At 42.3% G+C, this 20,489-nt stretch carries 18 protein-coding genes and 2 pseudogenes; 12 read left to right on the forward strand and 8 right to left on the reverse strand.

The window, feature by feature from the left end; translation table 11 throughout:
- A pseudogene (locus K941_RS17350) lies at positions 1 to 602 on the forward strand (hypothetical protein); the annotation flags it as partial.
- 127 nt (positions 603 to 729) lie between these two features.
- On the opposite strand, the gene can reads toward K941_RS17350, so the two are convergent.
- Positions 730 to 1,353: a carbonate dehydratase gene (can, locus tag K941_RS0109700; RefSeq protein ID WP_029103462.1), complete on the reverse strand. Its 624-nt coding sequence runs from the start codon at positions 1,351 to 1,353 to the stop codon at positions 730 to 732.
- A gap of 196 nt (positions 1,354 to 1,549) precedes the next feature.
- Here can and K941_RS0109710 point away from each other — a divergent pair, with 196 nt between their 5' ends.
- Positions 1,550 to 2,386: a Crp/Fnr family transcriptional regulator gene (locus tag K941_RS0109710; protein WP_029103463.1), complete on the forward strand. Its 837-nt coding sequence runs from the start codon at positions 1,550 to 1,552 to the stop codon at positions 2,384 to 2,386.
- A 1-nt stretch (position 2,387) separates the two neighbouring features.
- Here the strand turns inward: K941_RS0109710 and narL are convergent, their stop codons facing one another.
- Both narL and K941_RS0109720 read right to left on the reverse strand, forming a co-directional pair.
- A complete protein-coding gene (gene narL, locus K941_RS0109715) occupies positions 2,388 to 3,047 on the reverse strand; it encodes a two-component system response regulator NarL (protein ID WP_029103464.1) in 660 nt (219 codons plus the stop codon).
- A 78-nt stretch (positions 3,048 to 3,125) separates the two neighbouring features.
- A complete protein-coding gene (locus tag K941_RS0109720; RefSeq protein ID WP_147287569.1) occupies positions 3,126 to 5,195 on the reverse strand; it encodes a type IV pili methyl-accepting chemotaxis transducer N-terminal domain-containing protein in 2,070 nt (689 codons plus the stop codon).
- A 315-nt stretch (positions 5,196 to 5,510) separates the two neighbouring features.
- On the opposite strand from K941_RS0109720, the gene K941_RS0109725 reads away from it, so the two are divergent.
- Positions 5,511 to 6,773 (forward strand): MFS transporter, encoded by a 1,263-nt coding sequence (locus tag K941_RS0109725; RefSeq protein WP_029103466.1) that lies wholly within the window; start codon positions 5,511 to 5,513, stop codon positions 6,771 to 6,773.
- A 164-nt stretch (positions 6,774 to 6,937) separates the two neighbouring features.
- Positions 6,938 to 7,606 (forward strand): glutathione S-transferase, encoded by a 669-nt coding sequence (locus tag K941_RS0109730; protein ID WP_029103467.1) that lies wholly within the window; start codon positions 6,938 to 6,940, stop codon positions 7,604 to 7,606.
- A gap of 6 nt (positions 7,607 to 7,612) precedes the next feature.
- On the opposite strand, the gene K941_RS0109735 is transcribed toward K941_RS0109730, so the two are convergent.
- The gene (locus K941_RS0109735; protein WP_036388070.1) at positions 7,613 to 8,593 is read right to left on the reverse strand and encodes an NAD(+) kinase; all 981 of its coding nucleotides are present in this window, start codon (positions 8,591 to 8,593) and stop codon (positions 7,613 to 7,615) included.
- Positions 8,594 to 8,832: 239 nt separating this feature from the next.
- On the opposite strand from K941_RS0109735, the pseudogene K941_RS15455 reads away from it, so the two are divergent.
- The 3 genes and pseudogenes from K941_RS15455 (at position 8,833) to K941_RS0109750 (ending at position 13,189) form a co-directional block, all read left to right on the forward strand.
- Positions 8,833 to 9,554: pseudogene (locus K941_RS15455) on the forward strand (Bax inhibitor-1/YccA family protein).
- Between the two features lie 262 nt (positions 9,555 to 9,816).
- Positions 9,817 to 11,562, forward strand: coding sequence for a phospholipase D family protein (locus tag K941_RS0109745; protein ID WP_036388071.1), 1,746 nt, complete (start codon positions 9,817 to 9,819; stop codon positions 11,560 to 11,562).
- Between the two features lie 238 nt (positions 11,563 to 11,800).
- Positions 11,801 to 13,189 (forward strand): MFS transporter, encoded by a 1,389-nt coding sequence (locus tag K941_RS0109750; RefSeq protein WP_029103470.1) that lies wholly within the window; start codon positions 11,801 to 11,803, stop codon positions 13,187 to 13,189.
- 22 nt (positions 13,190 to 13,211) lie between these two features.
- Here K941_RS0109750 and K941_RS0109755 read toward each other — a convergent pair whose 3' ends face one another.
- Complete coding sequence (locus K941_RS0109755; protein ID WP_029103471.1) at positions 13,212 to 14,075, reverse strand: LysR family transcriptional regulator; 864 nt, start codon at positions 14,073 to 14,075, stop codon at positions 13,212 to 13,214.
- 2 nt (positions 14,076 to 14,077) lie between these two features.
- Complete coding sequence (locus K941_RS0109760) at positions 14,078 to 16,189, reverse strand: hypothetical protein (protein ID WP_147287568.1); 2,112 nt, start codon at positions 16,187 to 16,189, stop codon at positions 14,078 to 14,080.
- Between the two features lie 191 nt (positions 16,190 to 16,380).
- On the opposite strand from K941_RS0109760, the gene K941_RS0109765 reads away from it, so the two are divergent.
- Complete coding sequence (locus tag K941_RS0109765) at positions 16,381 to 17,328, forward strand: NAD(P)H-dependent flavin oxidoreductase (RefSeq protein ID WP_029103473.1); 948 nt, start codon at positions 16,381 to 16,383, stop codon at positions 17,326 to 17,328.
- A gap of 183 nt (positions 17,329 to 17,511) precedes the next feature.
- On the opposite strand, the gene K941_RS0109770 is transcribed toward K941_RS0109765, so the two are convergent.
- The gene (locus K941_RS0109770) at positions 17,512 to 18,105 is read right to left on the reverse strand and encodes a glutathione S-transferase N-terminal domain-containing protein (RefSeq protein ID WP_029103474.1); all 594 of its coding nucleotides are present in this window, start codon (positions 18,103 to 18,105) and stop codon (positions 17,512 to 17,514) included.
- 158 nt (positions 18,106 to 18,263) lie between these two features.
- Here K941_RS0109770 and K941_RS0109775 point away from each other — a divergent pair, with 158 nt between their 5' ends.
- The 4 genes from K941_RS0109775 to K941_RS17355 all read left to right on the forward strand — a co-directional run bounded on the left by K941_RS0109775 (position 18,264) and on the right by K941_RS17355 (position 20,292).
- Positions 18,264 to 18,563: an ArsR/SmtB family transcription factor gene (locus K941_RS0109775; protein WP_029103475.1), complete on the forward strand. Its 300-nt coding sequence runs from the start codon at positions 18,264 to 18,266 to the stop codon at positions 18,561 to 18,563.
- Positions 18,564 to 18,613: 50 nt separating this feature from the next.
- The gene (locus tag K941_RS0109780; protein ID WP_029103476.1) at positions 18,614 to 19,408 is read left to right on the forward strand and encodes a hypothetical protein; all 795 of its coding nucleotides are present in this window, start codon (positions 18,614 to 18,616) and stop codon (positions 19,406 to 19,408) included.
- A complete protein-coding gene (locus K941_RS0109785; protein WP_029103477.1) occupies positions 19,392 to 19,895 on the forward strand; it encodes a hypothetical protein in 504 nt (167 codons plus the stop codon). Before K941_RS0109780 ends, K941_RS0109785 begins: the two co-directional genes overlap by 17 nt.
- Positions 19,896 to 20,004: 109 nt before the next feature.
- Positions 20,005 to 20,292, forward strand: coding sequence for a hypothetical protein (locus K941_RS17355; RefSeq protein WP_029103478.1), 288 nt, complete (start codon positions 20,005 to 20,007; stop codon positions 20,290 to 20,292).
- Here the strand turns inward: K941_RS17355 and K941_RS16860 are convergent.
- Positions 20,230 to 20,489 (reverse strand): IS1 family transposase (locus K941_RS16860; protein WP_029102981.1); only part of this gene is annotated, 260 nt, incomplete at its 5' end. The genes K941_RS17355 and K941_RS16860 overlap by 63 nt on opposite strands.

Consider the following 20,489-nt stretch of genomic DNA (forward strand, 5'->3'; position numbering starts at 1 on the left):
ATCAAGAAATTGGCAATCAAGAAATTGGCAATCAAGAAATTGGCAATCAAGAAATTGGCAATCAAGAAATTGGCAAAGCGGTAAATAATTCTCAATCAATCAGCAACATCAAGCCATCAGGACAGATAACCAAAGAGCAGTTAAACAATGAACTCATGCCACAGCAGGTAGCGTTGGCAGGCGAGTGGACACCAGAGAAATGGGATTATTGGGTGGCGGTGGCACGCCGTGAGCATAAGCTCGATGCCGATGAATTGGCGATGGTGAGTCATGCGATGATGGTGGGGCAGATAGATGGCGACTGTCAGCTGTATGTGCCTGAGCATAATAAGCAGATTTTTTCAAGTTTTAAGAGCTTTGCCAAAAAATTTGGTCAAGATTTTGCAAATGGTCGCTTGCGTGATGAGATGCCATTGCTGTCCCAAAGCGAATTTGCTCATCTTGCCACGCCTGTACAAAAACAAAAACAGCGAGATGGGCAGGTATTAGCCATCGCCAGCAATCAGCTGTTAAACAGCCCTGTCTTACAAAGCCTGTATCGAGGCAACTTTATCAATAATGACAATGCCATTACGTCGGTGCGACTGACGTTAAATGAGTAGTTAAACAAGCACATCCTTTGACGATATTACTGCACAAGGCATGCTCAGCACGCCCCTACATCCACACATCATTGCGTTTGTAGTAATTTTAAGCTTATTGGGTGTGATTAAACAAGTAGAGCGGTTGCTACACTTCATACACAAAAGCGTCTTTTAGCTGACTAAAATCATTCACACTTACCTGTAGGTCATGAATCAAACCGTCTTTTAACCCATAAATCCAGCCGTGTACGGACAGCTTTTGCCCCCTGTGCCATGCGTTTTGGACGATGGTGGTGTGGCAGACGTTGGTCACTTGGCGTTTGACATTAAGCTCGCACAAAAGGTCGGTTTGCTCGTCGATGTTTAGGTTGTCAAATTTATCCAAATATTGATAATGAATGCCTTTTAATGAGCGTAACCAATTATCAATTAGTCCAAACTCTTGGTGCGACAGTGCCGCACGCACCCCGCCACAGCCATAATGACCGCAGACGATGATATGCTCAACCTTTAACATGTCTACGGCGTATTGTAGGGCGGACAGTAGATTCATGTCGGTGGCGACGACCATGTTCGCCACATTGCGATGGACAAACAGCTCGCCCGGCATGAGTCCGACCACTTCATTGGCAGGGACACGGCTGTCAGAACAGCCAATCCAAAAATAATTGGGCGACTGCTGACGGGCAAGACTGGGAAAATAATCAGGGTCACGAGCGGAGAGACTCTCTGCCCAAAAACGGTTGGATTCTAATAAGTCGGATAACATGATGGCTCCAAATGCAGTAAACTATACTATTAAAATAGCACATTTATCAAGCGTTGCCATACCAATAACCGCCAAAGTCAGTAGGTAAAAACTAGCCAAAAGGGGTAGGTCGCGGTTTTGGTCTGTGCTTTTGGAGAATATGGCAGGCAGGCAGGGCAGGGTATGATAATGCCACTTATTTTGTATAGCTGACATCATGAAATCTGCCGAACACACCAAAAAAGCCTACCTTGATATCCTACAAACGCACCCTTTATTCGCTCTGCTGCCCCAATCTGAGACGGGGCAGGCGGTCAAAGATGAACTGCTTAGCCAAGTGGTGATTCATGAATACGCCAAGGGTGAGCTGATTTTTATTCAGCACAGCGTGGTTGAAAATTTGTATTTTTTGCTAGATGGTCAGGTGATGTGTCATCGTGAACTGCCGAGCGGGCAGGCGTGCTTGATTGCCAGCTATCATGAGATGGGGCTGATTAACGAGAGCGTGCTGTGGGGTTTGGAGACGGATGATTGCCCCAACTTTGGTACGGGCATTTATCGGGTTGGGCAGGTGGATGATGTGGATGGGAAAATCCCTAGCAAAGCCAATATCGCCACACGTCATTCCAAACTGCTCATCAAAGAGCGGGGCATTCATCAGCTGACCGCCACCGCCAAACAGCCGACCATTGTGGCGACGTTGCCAGTGCAGGCTTATTTTGAGAGCATTGCCAGCTTTGATTTAGGCAACCTCATCATGTGGTTTTGTGATACCATCAGCAAACGCATGTACTATCATCTTATCAGTAGCGACCTGCTTGCCTTTGTTCAAGCCAAATCCAAACTTAGCTACTATTTTCTTACTCATTATCCTGTGGGCGTGCCGTTTGAGTTGCCATTTAGCCAAAAACAGTTGGCAGGGCAGATTGGACTGCGTCCTGAGACACTCTCTCGCACCCTAAAAGAACTCATTAGTGCAGGACTCATCACCAAACGCAAGTCGCAATACTGCCTGATGGATGCCGAAGGGTTATTGGCACTCGTGAGCGAGTAGACTATTTATCCAAATGCCCGACCGCCCATACCGCCGCTTCGACACGAGTACGCAGACCGATTTTGGCTAGGATGTGCTTGACGTGGACTTTGACGGTGGATTCGGCAATGCCCAGTTTGTTGCCTATCATCTTGTTGCTCATGCCGTCTCGTATCATGTACAGCACTTGGAGTTCACGGTCGGTCAGGTCAAGATTACTCTCAGGCTGGGCAGGTTTTCGCATGGCGGCCGCCAAAATGGGAGCAAGGGCAGGGCTAATGACAAGCTCGCCACGCAGGATACGGCGGATATTACCAATAATCTCATCAGGCTCCATGTCTTTTAACAGATAGCCGTCCACGCCCAACGCTAGGGCGTCTTGGACGTCTTTGATGTTGTCAGAGACGGTAAATAGTAGCACTTTGCCGTCAATTTGGCGTTCTCGGATGGCTTTTAGAGTTTCAAGTCCGTTCATTATGGGCATGTTGTGGTCTAGCACAATCAAATCCACGCTCTCATCTTGTAAAAAGCTCAACGCTTCAATGCCATGATTGGCTTCCCCTGCCACTTCAACATCCATCTCTAAGGATAATAAGTCTGCCACACCACGCCGTAACATGGGGTGGTCATCAACAAGTAATAGGCGGGCAGGGCTGGTGGCGGTATAGATTTTTTGGCTCATGATAATATCTTTGGCTGGTTGTTTAGGTGAAATCGGTTAAGTTAAATAAATGTGACAGAATACTCTAGTATACCCCATTTATGACTCCGATGTTTTACCAAATTCATCATCGAGTTCATGGGTAAGCTCATAAGTGACGGTGCTGATTTGTTCGGCAGTCCATTCTTTGAGCTTGGGTTTGGGGCGTGGGCTTTTTAGCTTTTTTAAGAAAAATTGGGGTAAAAAGCGAACGAATACTTCGGTGCCGGTGCCTGTGGGACGAGTTGGCTCGGTGCTAATCGTACCACCTAGACTCAACGCTCGCTCGCCCATGGTGCTAAGCCCGTAGTGTTCAGGTTTTTCTTTGTCACTTTGACGAATGCCAATGCCATCATCACTGATACGCAAGATGACTTCATAACTGATGCTATCTTGGTAGAGCGTGATATTGACGTTCTTGGCGTGGGCGTGCTTGTGGACGTTGGACAGAGCTTCTCGGGTGATTTGCAACAAATCCACCTGTTCGGACGCAGATAGGTTTAGGGTTAATACTTGGTTGTCAAAGTTGATGTTAAATCCGCCTTTGACTTCAAACTCTTTGACCGTTATTTTTAAGGCGTCATTAAAATCGCCCCCATCCACTTTTAGGCGGAAGGTGTTTAATAAGTCTCGCAATTGGGCGTAGGCGTGACTGGTGCCGTCATTTAGGTCGGTGCGGACTTTGTCTTGTTTTTGATGGATTTTTAGTAAAGTTTCTCTATTTTGTAGGTTTGGCTCATTAGCAAGCAGTTTTTTCTCTTGTTCGCCTAGGGTTTTTAGCATGGCGGACTGGATTTTTAGGTGCGACAACGTCTGGGCGATGGAGTCGTGCAATTCACGGGCAAAGGTGTTACGCTCTTCGGACAGCAGTAGCTCTTCGGCTTGTTTTTGGCGTTGGTTTGACATAAAGGTCAAGGCGATGAGCTGTGCCAAAATACCAAGCAGGTCATGCTCAGATAAGCCGTTATCGTCGCTGATGTTAAGTAGGGCAATGCGGTTTTTTGCCACGGGGCTGACAGGCTCACGCACCAGTAGCTCACCCCAGTTGGTATCAGTGCTTTTGATGGGGATGATACGGGTGTGCGTGTCGGTTTTTAGGTCGCAATACTCGCAGTCGTCAGGCGTACAAAAGTCATGATGTTTACGCTCCGATAGACTCATGATGACGTTATTTTCAAAATTTTGCCCATGAATGCACAGCGACAGCTCCGTGTTGGGCAGTAGGCGGGCGAAATTTTGAATGAGTTCATGAAGCTCTTCGGTGTTGAGATGGTGCGTGGTGGCGATTTTCTCAGCAAAATGGTACAGGCTGTATAGAGCCTTGTTGCTTTGGGTGAGATGGTGTGTTTTGCGTTTGACTTCGGCTTCAAGCTCGGCTTGGTGGTTTTTGATGAGTGTGAGCATGGCAAAAAACGCGTCCGACAGTTCGTTTAGCTCTTGATAGCCTTTGATGTCCATCTTACCCGCTTGCATGTCAAGCGATTTGCCTTGCCTAAAATGCCGAGCGGTGGCAGTTAGGTTTTTTAGGGGGGTTAGAGCATTGCGGTGTAGCTCCCACATGCCGACCAACATTACAAAGGTGATGAGTAGTAGCGAGATGATTTGGACGTGTTGTTGGTGTTCTTGGCGGTACTCGTTGCGTTTGCCGATGGCGTCCACCAGATGATTGACATCATCCAAAAACACCAAAGAATGCTGATAAAATGCCGTGCTGTCGCTTTGTTCTAAACTTGGCAGTAAGGTGTGTTCCCAATCATGGCGGATTTTGGTGAGTGCCTTATCAATGTCGCCATGTTTATTGCTGTTCTTGGCTTGGTACAGGCTTAGTTTGTCAAGACGGGCGGTCATGTCGTCTGCCAAGATGGGGTTTGGCGTGTGGAGTGAATTTGGGTTTGCCGACAGTGCCAACTCGTGATTGATACGGTAGGTTGCCATACGGATGGAACCTGCGTCATTGATGGCTTGGGCGTCCTTTTCGGCGGTATTGGCAAGATAAAAACTGTATGCAGAAGCGGTCAAAATCGTACAAAAAATAAACGCCACCGCCAAGCCTGCACGCCGTGTCATGGAATGCCCGACTGTGGTCGGACTTATCCAATGGGCAAATTGTTTTAATAAGGCAAGTGGCACGAGCTATACTCCCAAAAAGTTCATGACTAAAAATGATGAATGATTTTTAGTAAAATTGGTCAGCTACTTTTTATAAGTAATTGAAAAAAAGTATTTTATAAGCGATAAACCCAAATTAAGCCATACTACCAAAGAAGTAGTTGGCTATTATATAGAAATTTTACCAATAAAAACTTGATTATAATCAAGGATTTTTTAATAAAATTTCACTATGATAACAACAATATTGAAACATCTCTTTAACAAACTTGGCGATGGTAGGTGGGACAACTTTATCATTAGCCACGCCAATTATACCTTAATTAAGGGGGGATTATGGCAACCGAAAAATCAAAACAACTGCTGGTCTTGACATCATCAACCATCGCATTTACCGTCTGCTTTATGATTTGGATGATGTTTGCGGTGCTTGGCATTCCAATCCAAAAGGCACTTGACTTATCCGAAACCCAATTTGGACTACTTGCCGCCACGCCTGTCTTGACAGGCTCGCTTGTCCGCTTACCGCTTGGTATGATGACGGACAAATATGGCGGCCGCATTGTGTTTTTTGCTCTGATGATAGCGTGTGTGGTGCCGATATTTTTGATGAGCTATGCCAATGCTTATTGGCAGTTTTTGGTACTGGGTCTGTTTGCAGGGCTGGCAGGCGGGTCGTTCTCGGTGGGGATTGCCTATGTTGCCAAATGGTTTGAAGCGGAGCGTCAAGGCTTTGCCATGGGCGTGTTTGGGGCGGGTAATGCAGGCTCGGCACTGACCAAGATGATAGGCCCTGCGATTATTGTTTACGGTGGTTGGCAGTTTTTGCCAAAGGTGTATGCAGGCATTATGCTCATTGCTGCCATCGGTTTTTGGTTTATGTCGTTTGACAAAAAAGAACACCGCTCGGCAAGTAACGCAAGTTTCGCCAGTCAATTGGCGGTACTAAAAGACCCCAATGTGTGGCGTTATAGTCAGTATTATTCTATCGTCTTTGGCGGTTATGTCGCCCTTGCCTTGTGGATGACCAAATACTATGTCAATGAGTATGGATTTAGCCTACAAACGGCAGCGTTTTTGGCGGCGTGTTTTAGTCTACCAGGGGGCGTTTTGCGTGCGCTCGGTGGGTGGCTGTCGGACAAATATTCTGCCCATACCGTAACTTGGTGGGTGCTTTGGGCGTCATTTTTGTTCTTGTTTATTCTATCTTATCCGCAAACAAGCTTTGTGGTACAAACGGTGGACGGCGAGCGGGCATTTCACATCGGACTAAATTCCACCATCTTTACCATCTTGATTTTCTTATTGGGCATTGCCTTTGCCATCGGTAAAGCGTCCGTGTTCAAATACCTATCGGACGAATACAAAGACAACATGGGGGCAGTCTCTGGCGTGGTTGGTCTGGCAGGGGGCTTGGGCGGATTTATCCTACCCATCATGTTTGGGGCGGCGGTAGATATTACAGGCGTACGCTCATCGGCATTTATGATTATGTTTGGCGTGGTGTGGGTGAGCCTTGTGTGGATTTATATCTGTGAAGTCAAACCAAAAATGGAAGAAGGTCATCAGGCGATGTTAAAGATAAAAAACAAATCATAAAACATCGGCTAATAACCAACCATAAAATCAGGCGGTCTTGTGATGGGTCGCCTGATTTTTGTTTGTGTTTTGAGTGGGGGTTTGGTATGATGGCGCCAAGTATCAATGAATTTGGCAAGATTGAAATTAAGGCGGTATCAATCATGCCCTAATAGGAAAACCTCATGCTCACTCTTCATCATCTTAACCAATCTCGCTCGTTTCGTATTTTGTGGCTATTGTGCGAACTAAACGCCTTATACGGCACACCCTTTCGTGTCATCAAACACAACCGCACCAAAAGCCACCTTGCCCCAAAAGAGCTAACAGAAATTCACCCCATGGGTAAAGCCCCGATTTTGGTGGATGAAACCCGTGGGCGGACGCTTGCCGAGTCGGGCTTTATCATTGAATATCTACTACGATATCATGACACGGACGGCAAATTATCGCCCACCGATGAGGCGTGGGAGGACTATACGTTTTGGTTGCATTTTGCCGAAAGCTCGCTCATGCCTAACTTGGTCATGCGATTGGTATTTGCTAAAATCGTGCAAAAGTCGCCATTTTTTATCCGTCCTATCATCAAAAGTGTACAAAAGGGCGTTGAGAAGTCTTTTATCTCGCCTAATGTAGATAAAGCCCTGACTTTATTAAATAAGCATTTGGCAAGTCGGCATTATCTGTCGGGGGCAGGGCAGGGGGTGTTTGGTGCTGTGGATGTTCATCTGCATTTTGGCATTGCTCAGATGAAAAAATCGGGTGGGCTGTCTGATAAATGGATGCATGTCCATAACTGGCTAGCATACTGTGAATCTCGCCCCAGTTTTGAGATGGCACAAAGTTATGAGTAGTAAGCCCTACTCATCTTTTAATGAAAACTCTTCGGTATATAAGCTCCAATTAAGCTTGGTGCGACAGGCTTGATAAAAATCCACGTCCAAAGGGTGTAGGAGAATTAAAGATTTGTCATGCTTGGTGATGAGCAGGGTTTGGTCGTTATCTAGTGGTACGCTTGCTTCGCCGTCAGAGCTGACCATGGGCTGAGTGCGGTTGTCTTTGTGGATTTTGATGGTGATTTTGCTGGTGCCTGCGACCACGATGGGGCGACTAGACAGTGTGTGCGGGTGCATGGGAGCCAGACAAATGGCATCTAGGCTTGGATGAATGATAGGGCCTCCTGCTGAGAGCGAATAGGCGGTAGAACCTGTTGGGGTTGCCACAATCAGCCCGTCAGCATGCTGACGATAGACGTCAATGTCATCAATTTGCAGTTTAAAATCAATGGTATGCACCGATTTACCTGCGTGTAGCACCACGTCATTTAGGGCATAGCTTTCATGAAACACTTGCGTGTTGCCGTCATCATCTCGCCCGAGTACCTGCATTTTTAACAAAAAACGCTCATCGGTGTGATACTCGCCAGCAAAGACTTCTGACAACTCCGTCTCCAAATGCTCAGGGTTGATGTCTGCCAAGAACCCCAGTCGCCCACGATTGACCCCGAGTACTGGCACGCCCGTCCCTGCCAAGAGAGAACCTGCCTGCAAGATAGAGCCGTCGCCACCGACCACCATGACCAAATCACAATGCTCACCCATGCGACCACGTGGCACGATTTTGATAGGGTTGTCATCTCTGTCAAAATCGATGTGTATGCCGTCAATGCTGGCGGTGCTGGTGTCAATGGTGATTTCTAGCCCCCACTCTGACAGCAGGTTAATGAGTTCATTTAATGTGGCGGTAATGCTTTTTTTGCCAGCACGCCCCATGAGTCCAATGCGTTTAAAATGGCTTTTTTGGATATTAAAAGATGTCGGTGAAATGGCGGTCTCGGTCATGAAGGCTGATTGTCTTTAAAAAATAAAAAGTATATGATAACCAAACTCCGCCCAGACTACAAGTAAAAACCCATAAAGCTTGTAAATGATGCTACCATCCCCATTAATCAAAAAAATATCCATGTTGAGTTATCAAAACAGTAAAAATACTTGATTTTTAAAAGTAAATATAGTATAAAACACCAAATTGTTTTAATTCTCAATTTATCAATCTATTCTTAATTTTACTAAGGAAAATTATGGCAAACCCTATTGTTAGTCGTACCGAACTACTGGCAGGTGATGTACCAATGACGGTCAATGGCGTGGTCAAAAAGACCGCTCTGCTGCTTGGCGTTTCTGCTGTTTCGGGTTTTGGAATGTTTTTCTTTGCTTTGATGAGTGGCATGTCATCAGGGGCATTAATGGGCTTGGCAGTGGTTGCCATGCTGGTTACCATGGGTCTAGGTCTCGCCACTGCCTTTAAGCCACATCTGGCCAAAACACTTGCTGTGCCTTATGCTCTGCTAGAAGGCGTGTTTATCGGTATTGCCTCTGCTTTTGCCTTTTATAAAGCCCCAAGCGTGCCACTGCTTGCCTTGTCAGCGACTTTTGTTACTGGGGCGGTCATGCTGACCCTTTATACTACGGGCATCATTAAAGTGACCGAAAAATTCCGCTCATTGGTGGTATCTGCCTCTATCGCCATCATGATTGTTTATGCCATTCAGTGGATTATGTCGCTGGTGTTTGGTAGCTCGATCCCACATCTGTTCGGTGGCGGTATATTGCCATTGGTTTTAGTGTTTTTACCACGCTCACCGCTTCTTTCTTTTTGTTAATTGATTTTAAAAACATCGAAGATGGTGCCATGTATGGCGTGAACAAAGAGTTTGAATGGGTCTATGGCATTGGCGTGTTAGCAACGCTAGTGTGGATGTACGTTGAATTCTTACGCTTGATTGGTTATTTGCAAGAATAATGCTCTGCCAAAACAACAAAAAACGCTCTGATGTCAGGGCGTTTTCTTATGGGCAGTTTTGATGAGAAATAATTAACACTTCCCCAATTATTTGTTATAATTTACTTCAATCTCAACTTAAAATTACAACTTATTGATTTTTTGATGATTATTTTCGGGTTGTGGGGGCGAATTGCAATTTGCCCTTGATAAATCAATTACTTATACAAAGTTGAGAATGGGGTATAATTTGCCAATTTTAATAAAGCATGAGTTTATAATAATGACTTCTCGTATGTTGATGATGGTGGGGCTAGGCACTGTTTTGCTAGGCTGTCAATCGTTGCCATCCATACCGCACCTTCCTAAAAGCATCGAGCTGACCGAGCGGGTGCATTTGGCACATGAAGCGTTGCTTGCCAAGCGCTTGAATAATCAAAGCAATCACAGTCAGGCTTATCTCAACCAGCGAGACGATGACCCAGATACAAGTTTTTTGGGCAAAGAAATCAATCTGGAAACAGATGCTCCGTCTCAAGAAGAGTTGTCTTTGAGTACCATCATTGATGAGCAGACAGAATACCACCCCACGCTATCGGGATATTATCCCATCGCCACAGGAGCGAATGCGTTCGCATCGCGCAGTATTTTATCTGACATGGCAACTCACACCATTGATGTACAGTACTATATCTGGCATGATGACGAAGCGGGATTTTTGATGCTAAAGGACTTGTGGCAAGCGGCAGAGCGAGGTGTGCTTGTTCGCTTGCTTTTGGATGATTTTAATGGCAATCCTAGGCTTGATGAACAGCTTGCCTTGTTTGCTAAGCACCCTAACATTGCTGTGCGTGTGGTAAATCCCTTTACCTATCGCCGTTATAAATTCATGAATTATCTGACATCGCCTGTGCGTATTAACGTGCGTATGCACAACAAGAGCATGACTTTTGATAATCACATCAGCATCATCGGTGGGCGCAATATCGGCAATGAGTACCTAAACAACCATCAAAACAACCACTTTGCTGACCTAGATGTTCTGCTTATCGGCGAAGTGGTGGGCGACATTACCAAAAGTTTTGATGAATACTGGCAATCGCCAACGGCTTATGATATTGAGACACTAGTATCAACAGACAAAGAGCAACCCCACCAGTCGGCGATGGTGGTATTTAGTAAGGATAACGACGATGGCTTAAATGCCACCAAAAATGAGCGAGCCTTGCGTACCTACCGCAGTGCCGTGGCGAGCAGTACCATTGGCAAGGATTTGCTTAATAAAAATGTATCATTTCGCTGGGTTGATATGAAATTTTTGGCGGATGATGTGGCAAAGCTCAACACCAAAGTCAAAAATGAAAATCCCAAAGACGGTCATCTGGTCAGCAAACTTCGCCATGAACTCGGTCGCCCCAAAGAACGCCTAAGCATCATCTCATCGTATTTTGTTCCCACCAAGGACGGTGTGCGTACACTGACCACCCTTGCCAAAGATGGTGTGGACGTGAGTATACTGACCAACTCATTTGATGCCACTGACGTGGGCGCGGTGCATGCAGGATATGGGCATTGGCGTCAGGAGTTGTTGTCAGCAGGCGTGAAGATTTATGAGTTAAAATCCACGGCTAAAAACACCAAAGAAGATGAAAATAAATTATGGCGTACCAAACGCATGACCACCACCAGTCTGCACGCCAAAGCCTTTGCTGTGGATAATCATAAAGTGTTTATCGGTTCGTATAATATTGACCCACGTTCGGCAAACATCAACACCGAGCTTGGTGTGATGATTTATGATGAAGAGCTGGCGTATCAGCTTCACAATGCTCTAAATAATGCTGGCGACCAAGAAAATTCGGTCATTTTAAACCAAGTTTATGAAGTGCGTTTGGTGAATGGGGAGCTTCAGTGGCGAACCTTAGAACAGGGGCAAGAAGTGATTTTTGACAAAGAGCCACACATGAATACCCCTGAGCGTATTGGCGTATCATTCATGAGTTGGTTGCCGATAGATTGGCTATTGTGATTGCTTATGTTTAGGGCATGCCTGCCATTGATAACATGCTTGCAAAATACGATGAAAATTTGACAATTTTAAGCAATTCTTGCAGGAAAAACGTGCGATTTTTATCATTTTATTGCAAATGCCAAAAACAGGCATGTCCTAGATAGCTGAATGTTAATTTTAACAAAATACATAAAAATTGTTGCTATTTTAAGCAGTTTTTAGTACATTATACAAAAATAGTACACAAATATTTACAATGCCACAAGCTACCTTATCCTCTCATCATATCCGCCTGATTGCCACGGTCGCTTCGGTGACCATGTTGGCATTTTTTGATTATGCCTTGGTGTTTTATCTCAAAGAGGTGATTGCTGACAATTTCTTTGGCGGGCGTGAAGTGATGTGGCTGTATTCGATACAGGCGGTGGGACTGTTTTTAGGGGCATATATCGCCCACCCTATTGGCGGGTTTTTATTGGGACAATATGGTGATGCCAACGGCAGGCGAGCGGTCTTATTCTTGAGCTTACTAGGCTTGACTGTGTTTACTTTTATCATTGCAGTACTGCCAACCTATCATCATTTGGGGGTGCTTGCTCCGATTTTATTTATCCTTGCTCGCTTTGGGCAGGGGTTGGCTTACGGGGGTCAGATTCCGTCTGCCTTGGTGCTACTTACTGAACAGTTGCCCATGAGACGAGCGGGGTTTGGGTGCAGTTTTGTTGTGGTGGGTGTTTTGATCGGGGTGCTTTTGGTGAGTCTGCTGTCCAGTTTTTTGGCAAACATTCTAAGTTATGCAGACATGCTCAGCTATGGGTGGCGAATCCCTTTTGTCATTGGTGGTGTGCTGTCAGCATCATTGCTGTTGTCGCTACACACTTTAACAGAAACCTCCATCGATGTGCAGACCAAAGACCGCCATGCCGAAGCTGGGCATACGCTTAGTGCCATGAGTTTTGATGGATTAACTAAGACCCAAATCCAAGACTTAGCAGATGCTAATATTTTTCATGATGACAAACCCCAATCCATCCAAAAATCACCTTTAGTTCAAATCATCGCCAAAAATCGCCTATCCAGTCTTATCCCTGCTGTACTAATATCATGGATTATGCTGAGTGTCTTTATTGTCATTGCCATAATAATGCCGATGCTACTTAACATTAGCTTTGCGGTGTCGGAGAGTATTTTGGTATTCGGGTCGGGTCTTGCGGTCTTTTTTATGATGATTGGCTGTGCGTTTTATGGCTATTTGATGGATAGGGTGAATGTAGGTAAAGTGATGATTTTCGGCGGTATATTCTTTATCGTTAACACATCACTGTTTTTTGTCCAGTTGGGGCTTGGTAGTGATTTGATGCTACTGTGGTTTGCTCTGCTTGGTTTTTCAGGGGGTATGATTGCCACGTTGCCTGTGGTCTTGGTGCGACTGTTCCCCAGTAAAATCCGCCTAACCAGCATTGCCTTAACTTATAATGTCACTTATGCATTGGTGGCAGGTGGTGTGCCGTCACTGTTGGCATTTGCCACGTTTCATCTACCACTTGCCCCTGCTTTATATCTCTTATGGGTGGGACTGCTGACGATATTTTTAAGTTTTTATATCTATTATCTGCCCAGAAGCGAGCGAGACATCGCCAGATAATCATGTGGCAGTCATGTGATAATCATGTGGCTTGATCCATCACAAACTCCACAAACGCCCGCACTATCGCAGACGGATACCGCTGTGAAGCATAGAGCATAAACAATTCATAATCAGGCTTTTCAAGCTTTGGCAAAATCTCCACCAAACGCTTTTTGGCTATCCATTCATCAGCGGTAACAGCAGACATTTGTCCGATATATAGCCCCTGCACAATCATATATTCCACCGCATACGCATCATTGCTGGCAAATGCTATCGGCAAGGCGATTTTCTCTTTATTCATTTGAATGACGACTTCGTTTTCGCCATTTTTTGCCCAAGTGGCAATGGGAAAATTTTTCAACTCTTTCAAAGTATTGGGCGTACCAAAACGAGCCAATAACTCAGGGTGAGCCACCCATTTTGTGCCAAGCGTGGCGACTTTTTTGGCGATAAAATGCTCGCCGTGAAGCTCGCCAATCCTAAACGCCACATCAATGCTGTCGGCACTCAAATCCAAAATGCGTTCGGTCATCGTGGCGTGAATTTGCACATTGGGGAATTTTTGCCCAAATTCGCTAACCCACGCCAGTACAGGTTCGCATTTGGATGGGGCGGAAATCCGCAAAATGCCTTTTAAATTTTGTTCATCGTCAAACAAAACTTGCTTGGCATTCAACAAATTATCAATGGACAAATGCACTTCATCATAGAGTTTTTGCCCTGCCATTGTCGGTTTAACGCCTGATTTTTGGCGGTCAAACAGTTGAATTTGTAAGTGTTTTTCTAGCTCGGCAATTTGACGGCTGATGGTGGCAATCGGCACGCCTGTGCGTTCGGACGCTTTGGAAAGCGAGCCTGTTTGGACAATGGCGACAAATAGATGTAGGGTGTTGAGATTCATAATCATTCTCCAATTTCTTGTAATTTTTGGTATTTTTGCAAAGAATTTTCCCAAAAATGATTGTTTTCTATTTTATCAATCAAAACTTGCAAGTTATTTATTTCATCATTTTTTGTATCAAAATCATCAAAATTTTTATAAAAATCCATAAAATTTTGATGACCTTTTAAATAAATAATCAATTCTTCTAATGATATTTTAAGATGTTGATTAAATCGTTCGTGGTCGGCTTCTAATGTAGTATCCACAATCCAAGAATAAAATTTAATTTTGTCAAAAGATTTATCGGTAAATTCTTGATAATTATCTTGAATATATTTCAACTTTCTATCTAATTGATAAGATGCTTTTTTTAAAGTAAAGTTTTGATATTGATAGGCTTCTTTTAAATTGGTTTTCAAAAAAGTGGATTTTAATTCAATAATCAAAACTGTTTGATTATCTACAACAATCAAATCAATTTCCCCAACAGTATTATCATTTGGCATATACTGACAAAATACCTTAAATTGTTTTTGCGTAAATAACTCTGCCAATGACTTTTCCATTGAACTGGTTTCATCTTTTAAGGTATCTCGGTTTTTATAGAGTTTTCTTAAATAATTAACAATACCGCCATAGATATTTTGTTGCCCAATCCGTTGTGGTAATTGGATAATTCTGCCATCTAATTCATAAAATGGCTTTTCTACATAACCATCTTTATTATTATCATTTAAATTAACTGTCCAAAAATCCAAAATCGCTGTCATTTGTTTCATTTTTGACCGATTGCTACCTTCCACAATCCAAGACTGAGACATATTTTTGGCTTTATTTCCTTTTGTGCCAGTTATAATTGGATAAAAATTTGTATTAACTAAAAAATTACCCATAGTCATTACACCCAAAATTTTAAATGGGTGAAATTTGCGTAAATGATAAAGCATTAAAAAAGGCTCAATAAATACATTTTTATAGTACTGTTGTTGCATATATATGGTAAACAAGGTGTAGAAAATATCGTATTCTTGATTATCATTTAAAATAATTTTCTCTATACCATAAACTTCTTTTAGTAATAATCTTGCAGAATGAGTATCTGCAAAGGCTTCCGTAATCCACATTGGGTCATTTGATTTTGCCCAATATTCAAACTTGTCTTTACTAAAATTACTTCTATCAAAGTCTTTGATTCCACGCCATTTCCAATAAAGCCACAAGATACCTGATTTTTCACTATAAAAATCATATTCTTGTTTACCAGACTGATGATTCAGGTTTCCATTTCTAAATGTGTATTTGGTTGTCTTGCTATAAGAAAATTTATTAAAAACAAAATCTTCAAATAAATCTAATTCAATACGAAATGCAATAAATATTTGAAAATCTTGATATTCCTTGATTTTAAATTCATTTAAATTTTCTCCATATAAAAATGGGGAAAGTTTTTTGTCCAAAGTTGGTCTTAAATTCTTATCTGTTAATAGCTTTCTATTTTTATAGGAATTGACAATAATTTTGTGTAAAGCATTAAAAATATACTCTTGTTTAATGGGTGTATTAGTATCTATTTGATAAGGAATAACAATATCAACATATTCTTTTTGTGTTAAAACAAATTCATATAGGTATAATCCACCAAGTAAAATAGAGTCAAGGTGTGTCCATTGCCATTTTTTCTTGATTTCCAAATATTTATTTCTGATTTCCTGATATTGATTATTTAAGTATTCAACAGTTTGAATAAACTCATCAAGTTTGGAATAATTTTTTTGATGATGTTTGATATTTTGCCAAGATAAATGCTCCAAATTATTAATAATGCCAGATAGCCGAATGGCAAAAATGGTATTTTCTTCATCTAAATTTAAGAAAAATTCTAACAAATCATTATCAATTTTTCCAAAACGAAAATATTGGGATAATGCCGATTGCCAATCATCGGTTTGTAAATGTGATTGTTGTAAATATTGAATAAAATTAGATTGGAAAAATACATCGGTTTTATTCAAATTTTCAGGCATAGAAAACTTAGTATTTCTGAATAAGAAAATTTTGGCGATGTCGTCTAATGCTTGATTTTCCCCCAAAGTTTGGGATAAATTGTCAAAAATTTGTTCGTAATAATTCATCTAAACACTTGTCCAAAAATAGAAAATATCAAGGCTATTTTATCAAATTTGCTTTCATTTTTAAACAAACTTTCAGCCAGCCTGAAAAACCCACCATTCCAAAAATAAAAACCAACTTTCCAAAAACCCCCATTCCCTTACCAATTTTTAAATTTTATAATACCCCCATTCCAACCAAACAGAGCAATTTTATGAACCGTATCACCCAAATCCTAAACATCAAACACCCCATTGTCCAAGCCCCAATGTCGTGGCTGACAGATGCACATTTGGTGGCAAGCGTGGCAGACGCAGGCGGACTGGGCTTTTTGGCCCCACACGCAGGGCAGACGACCAACCCAAGCTCCAATCAAGAAGTTTTGGAGCGTATGCGTAACGAAATCCGTAAGGTCAAAGCCTTGACCGACAAGCCCTTTGGCGTGCCGTTTATGCTGTCTTATGATTTGTCGCTCATTCCCTTGATGGTGGATTTGCTGATTGACGAGAGCGTGCCTGTGGTGCTAGACAACGGCTGGCTTGACCCTGCCATTTACGCCAAACTCAAAACTGCGGGCATCAAAATCATCTGCCGTCTACCCAATCCCAATTTGACCGATGCCCTAAAAGCCCAAAAACTTGGGGCGGATATTTTGGTTTTGACAGGCTTTGACGAAGGCGGAACTTTACCGATGAAAGAAGTGGGCAGTTTTAGCGTTTTGGCGGAGTTTGTTGGCAAGGTGGATTTGCCCATAATGCTTGCAGGGGGCATTGGCGACAAAAAAGCGGTGCAGGCTGCCAAAGCGTTGAGAGCGGAGGGCGTGTGGGTTGGCACAGCGTTTATCGCCACAACCGAGTGCCGAAGCCATCAAAAGGTTAAAGAATGGATAGTGAATGCAACCGCTAATGATTTGTTATTGTTTCGCACCGAGCCGTATTATTACCGCTCATTGCCAACCACACTTGCCCAAAAATGCTTTGAAATGAGTGAAAATGGGGCAAGCCGTAGCGAGATTGCAGTCGTTATGAACGCAGGCACAAGAATGCGTTTGGGTATGCTAGAAGGCGATTTTGATAATGGCTATGTGTCAGTGGGTACAGGCATATCACAAATTGACAAAATCAAAAGCGTAAAAGAATTGATTGATGAGTTGATGAGCTAATTCAAATAGACTTCCTGCAAAACCCAAAATAAGGAAAACCGTTCGTGGTGAGCTTGTCGAACCATAACGGTTTTCCGCCACCCCTCAACAAGCTCGGGGCGAACGGAAAGCCTAGTTTTGCAGGAAGTCTAATAAAATGCAGGGCGAATATTTTCCCTGCATTTTTTAAATCACAACTTTAAATCACAAATCCTGTACCGTTTTTGGCATATTTTCTAGCATTTCGGTGGTGAGTTTTTGCATAAGTGGTGTTTGGCTAAATTCCGACACCGCTTTTTTATTGTCATCACTTAGCGTATCAAAAACATGGGGCAGGCGAATGCCAATCCAAATCAGCGAACAAAGTAGCAGTTTATCGCCCCATTCATCGCTATCTGCCGAAAGCGTAGGCAGGGCAGGTAAGGCACTGGTCAAAATATCGGTAGAGCGTGCCACAAAAGGGTGGGGCGTATCTTTGCCAAAAATTTGAGTGGAATAGGCTCGCACACCTTGTGCGGTAATGCCTAACGCCTTGGCAATGCGTGGCAGGTTGTAGGCAGGGTTGTCCGTGTACACATCGGGTGCGAGTGCCTGAATGATGAGCGGGGTCTCGGTGATGGTATCGCCATTTTGCCACGCCAATGCAGGGACTTGGCTAAATGAATTGACGGCGACAAGCTCGCTTGGGTTCTCCCACGGCACAACAAACCGCAGGGCAAGCTCAATGTTTTTGGTGTATGCAATCATAAGAAGCATACGAGTATAAGGCGATGTGGTGCTGATATATAGGGTTTGCATGAGGTGTCCTTTTTGTAGAAGGGGGCTTAGTATAGCATGGTTTTGGCAATAAATCATTGAATTATTGGCAAGTCCGCCTTATAATGCGTTTAAATCCTTAAACCAAAAATAACCATGACCCAATCCAACCCTAAGTCAACCCAAGCCCTGACCATGCCATGTCCGTTATGAAAGACTGCATTCCCATTTTTACGGTGCTGGCGGATGAAAACCGCCATTTGATTTTAAAACTACTACTGGATAATGGCAAAATGAACGTCAATCAGCTCACCGATAATCTGCATCTATCTCGCCCTGCGGTGTCTCATCACCTAAAAATCATGCTGTCCGCCAATGCCGTGAGCGTGGAGCAGATTGGCAAAGAGCGGTTTTATCGTTTGGCGATGCGTGATGAAATGGAAAAAATGGGGGAGCTTGTGGACTTGATGAAAAAATACTGTCCGAGCCATTTAGATTAATAGTGTTTATCTCTTGTGTTTTTATATAAAATTTTTGTTGGAGAATAATAATGTGTGCCGATAGATTTTTGGGTGAAAATTATCCAGACAGCCCAGAGGGTTTAACACAAGAAATTCAAAAAATTATTGACAAAAATCAAGTAAGTGGCAAAGAGCTTCTTATGATAGATTTTACTGATTTGCATTATTCTGCAACATTGGATGTGGAGTGGGAGTTTGACGGTGTTTATCAAAAAGAAATTAAAAGTGGAAAACATAATACTGATATTCATTTTGGATATGGTTATCAAGAATTTGATAAGCATTTTGACAACCTAATGAATGAAGCAAAATACGGTGTTAGGCTTCGCACGCCTTTTATTGATGAATTGATATCGCTTGGCAAAACTTCGTTAATTGAATACTGTAAAAAACACACATTTTATCATTATAAACCATTTTCAAAAACTTGTGATTGTCATACTTGTCAAACAACTGGAAAAATAACTTGTTCTAATTGTGGTGGCAAGGGAAAAAAGACTTGTTGGGGCTGTGGCGGTAGTGGTAATGAAAGCTATCAAGTGCCAGTTTATGACAATAAAGGAACAATTCGCAGCTATCAAACCCAATATAGGTCTTGCTCTGCTTGTTTTGGTAGTGGTAAGAATAAGTGTGGTGATTGTGGCGGTAGTGGAAATATTGCTTGTCAAGAGTGTGGCGGTCAAGGTATTTTTACTCATATTATTAAAGTATCTGCAATTGCAGAACCTTATTATGGTGTTTATATTGACGAAAGTTATCATCTAACAGATTTACAAAAATTTTTAAATGAAAAAGGAATGGATTTTTGTGCCAAAAAAAATTGATTTTAAATTAATGGAGCATTATCAAACCAAAGACAATAATTATCAATTTATTTATAACGGTAAAGACACCCAAACTCATTTGGTTTTAATGTTGCGAAATAAGGTGTATGATTGTTATGCTTTTTCTGCTCCACCTTATCCTTATATTCGCCCTAAGATTTTTGATGATTTGTTCTTTGATGAATGGAGGTTTTTAAAAAATTCTTTTGATGAAAAGGGAAATATCAAAAAAGTTCAGGCAACTTTATTTTTTCATAAATATATGGAGCAACCTGCATTGGATAAGGCATTAAAAGATATTGCAAAACAGTACAATGCACAAATGGCGGTATTTTTTGCTTGTGAGGGATTTATTTCTTATGAAATGGCAAAAAATATTGGAAATGCTTTAAGTCATACTTTGGGGGGCAGTTTCGCCAAGATATTCAAAATTTGCTTGGATAATTTTTTCTGTTCCTGCTATTGTTATAACCTTTATCATTTCTGAATATTATTTTCAAAATGCTTTTAATATTATTGAAATTATCATTGCTTTGTTTGCTGGATTGTTTTACTCTAGCATTTATACGATATTGATTGGATTATTGGCACTGTCTATGAGCCGACTTTATACTTATTGGGTTAATCAAAAAATCCCAAAAGAGTATAGATTAACACCTGATAATAAAACTGCAATGCGATATTATATTATTGCTGTTGCTATTGCTGTTGCTATTGCATTTGCTTTGGGTGTAGTTTATGGGTTTTTGGCAAATAATGAGCAATTGCCAATGATTTCATCTGATTATTATTCATTTTTAGGCTCTGGTCTAAAAAGTATGCTAAACCCAACCATAGTTAATATAATGAAACACCAACTCAAATGCTTTGAAATGGTTTTCTAGCTTTTTAGAAAAACAGCAAGTTCTCCTAAATGCTCGCCTGACGAAGGTTCTCAGTCTGGTGTTATTGCCTTCAATACCCACAGTAAAGCGTTTACCAACTTGTTTTAAAGAGTGCTTAAAGGCAGTTAAAAAGCTATCCCAATCATCACAAGCAATTTTGTTGAAAGTAATGCCTAGTTGGGTAAGTTGTATTTTGA

It is taken from the genome of Moraxella caprae DSM 19149 (assembly GCF_000426885.1).
In the GTDB taxonomy this organism is placed as follows: Bacteria; Pseudomonadota; Gammaproteobacteria; order Pseudomonadales; family Moraxellaceae; genus Moraxella; species Moraxella caprae.

What these genes read in the sequence shown, in the direction of transcription:
- K941_RS0109775 (WP_029103475.1), top strand. Translation starts at nt 18,264, where the DNA reads ATGTCCGTTATGAAAGACTGCATTCCCATTTTTACGGTGCTGGCGGAT.
- narL (WP_029103464.1), bottom strand. Translation starts at nt 3,047, where the DNA reads ATGAGCCAAAAAATCTATACCGCCACCAGCCCTGCCCGCCTATTACTT.
- K941_RS0109750 (WP_029103470.1), top strand. Translation starts at nt 11,801, where the DNA reads ATGCCACAAGCTACCTTATCCTCTCATCATATCCGCCTGATTGCCACG.
- K941_RS0109710 (WP_029103463.1), top strand. Translation starts at nt 1,550, where the DNA reads ATGAAATCTGCCGAACACACCAAAAAAGCCTACCTTGATATCCTACAA.
- K941_RS0109760 (WP_147287568.1), bottom strand. Translation starts at nt 16,189, where the DNA reads ATGAATTATTACGAACAAATTTTTGACAATTTATCCCAAACTTTGGGG.
- K941_RS0109735 (WP_036388070.1), bottom strand. Translation starts at nt 8,593, where the DNA reads ATGACCGAGACCGCCATTTCACCGACATCTTTTAATATCCAAAAAAGC.
- K941_RS0109730 (WP_029103467.1), top strand. Translation starts at nt 6,938, where the DNA reads ATGCTCACTCTTCATCATCTTAACCAATCTCGCTCGTTTCGTATTTTG.
- K941_RS17355 (WP_029103478.1), top strand. Translation starts at nt 20,005, where the DNA reads ATGAGCCGACTTTATACTTATTGGGTTAATCAAAAAATCCCAAAAGAG.
- K941_RS0109765 (WP_029103473.1), top strand. Translation starts at nt 16,381, where the DNA reads ATGAACCGTATCACCCAAATCCTAAACATCAAACACCCCATTGTCCAA.
- K941_RS0109745 (WP_036388071.1), top strand. Translation starts at nt 9,817, where the DNA reads ATGACTTCTCGTATGTTGATGATGGTGGGGCTAGGCACTGTTTTGCTA.
- K941_RS0109780 (WP_029103476.1), top strand. Translation starts at nt 18,614, where the DNA reads ATGTGTGCCGATAGATTTTTGGGTGAAAATTATCCAGACAGCCCAGAG.
- K941_RS0109725 (WP_029103466.1), top strand. Translation starts at nt 5,511, where the DNA reads ATGGCAACCGAAAAATCAAAACAACTGCTGGTCTTGACATCATCAACC.
- K941_RS0109755 (WP_029103471.1), bottom strand. Translation starts at nt 14,075, where the DNA reads ATGAATCTCAACACCCTACATCTATTTGTCGCCATTGTCCAAACAGGC.
- K941_RS0109770 (WP_029103474.1), bottom strand. Translation starts at nt 18,105, where the DNA reads ATGCAAACCCTATATATCAGCACCACATCGCCTTATACTCGTATGCTT.
- can (WP_029103462.1), bottom strand. Translation starts at nt 1,353, where the DNA reads ATGTTATCCGACTTATTAGAATCCAACCGTTTTTGGGCAGAGAGTCTC.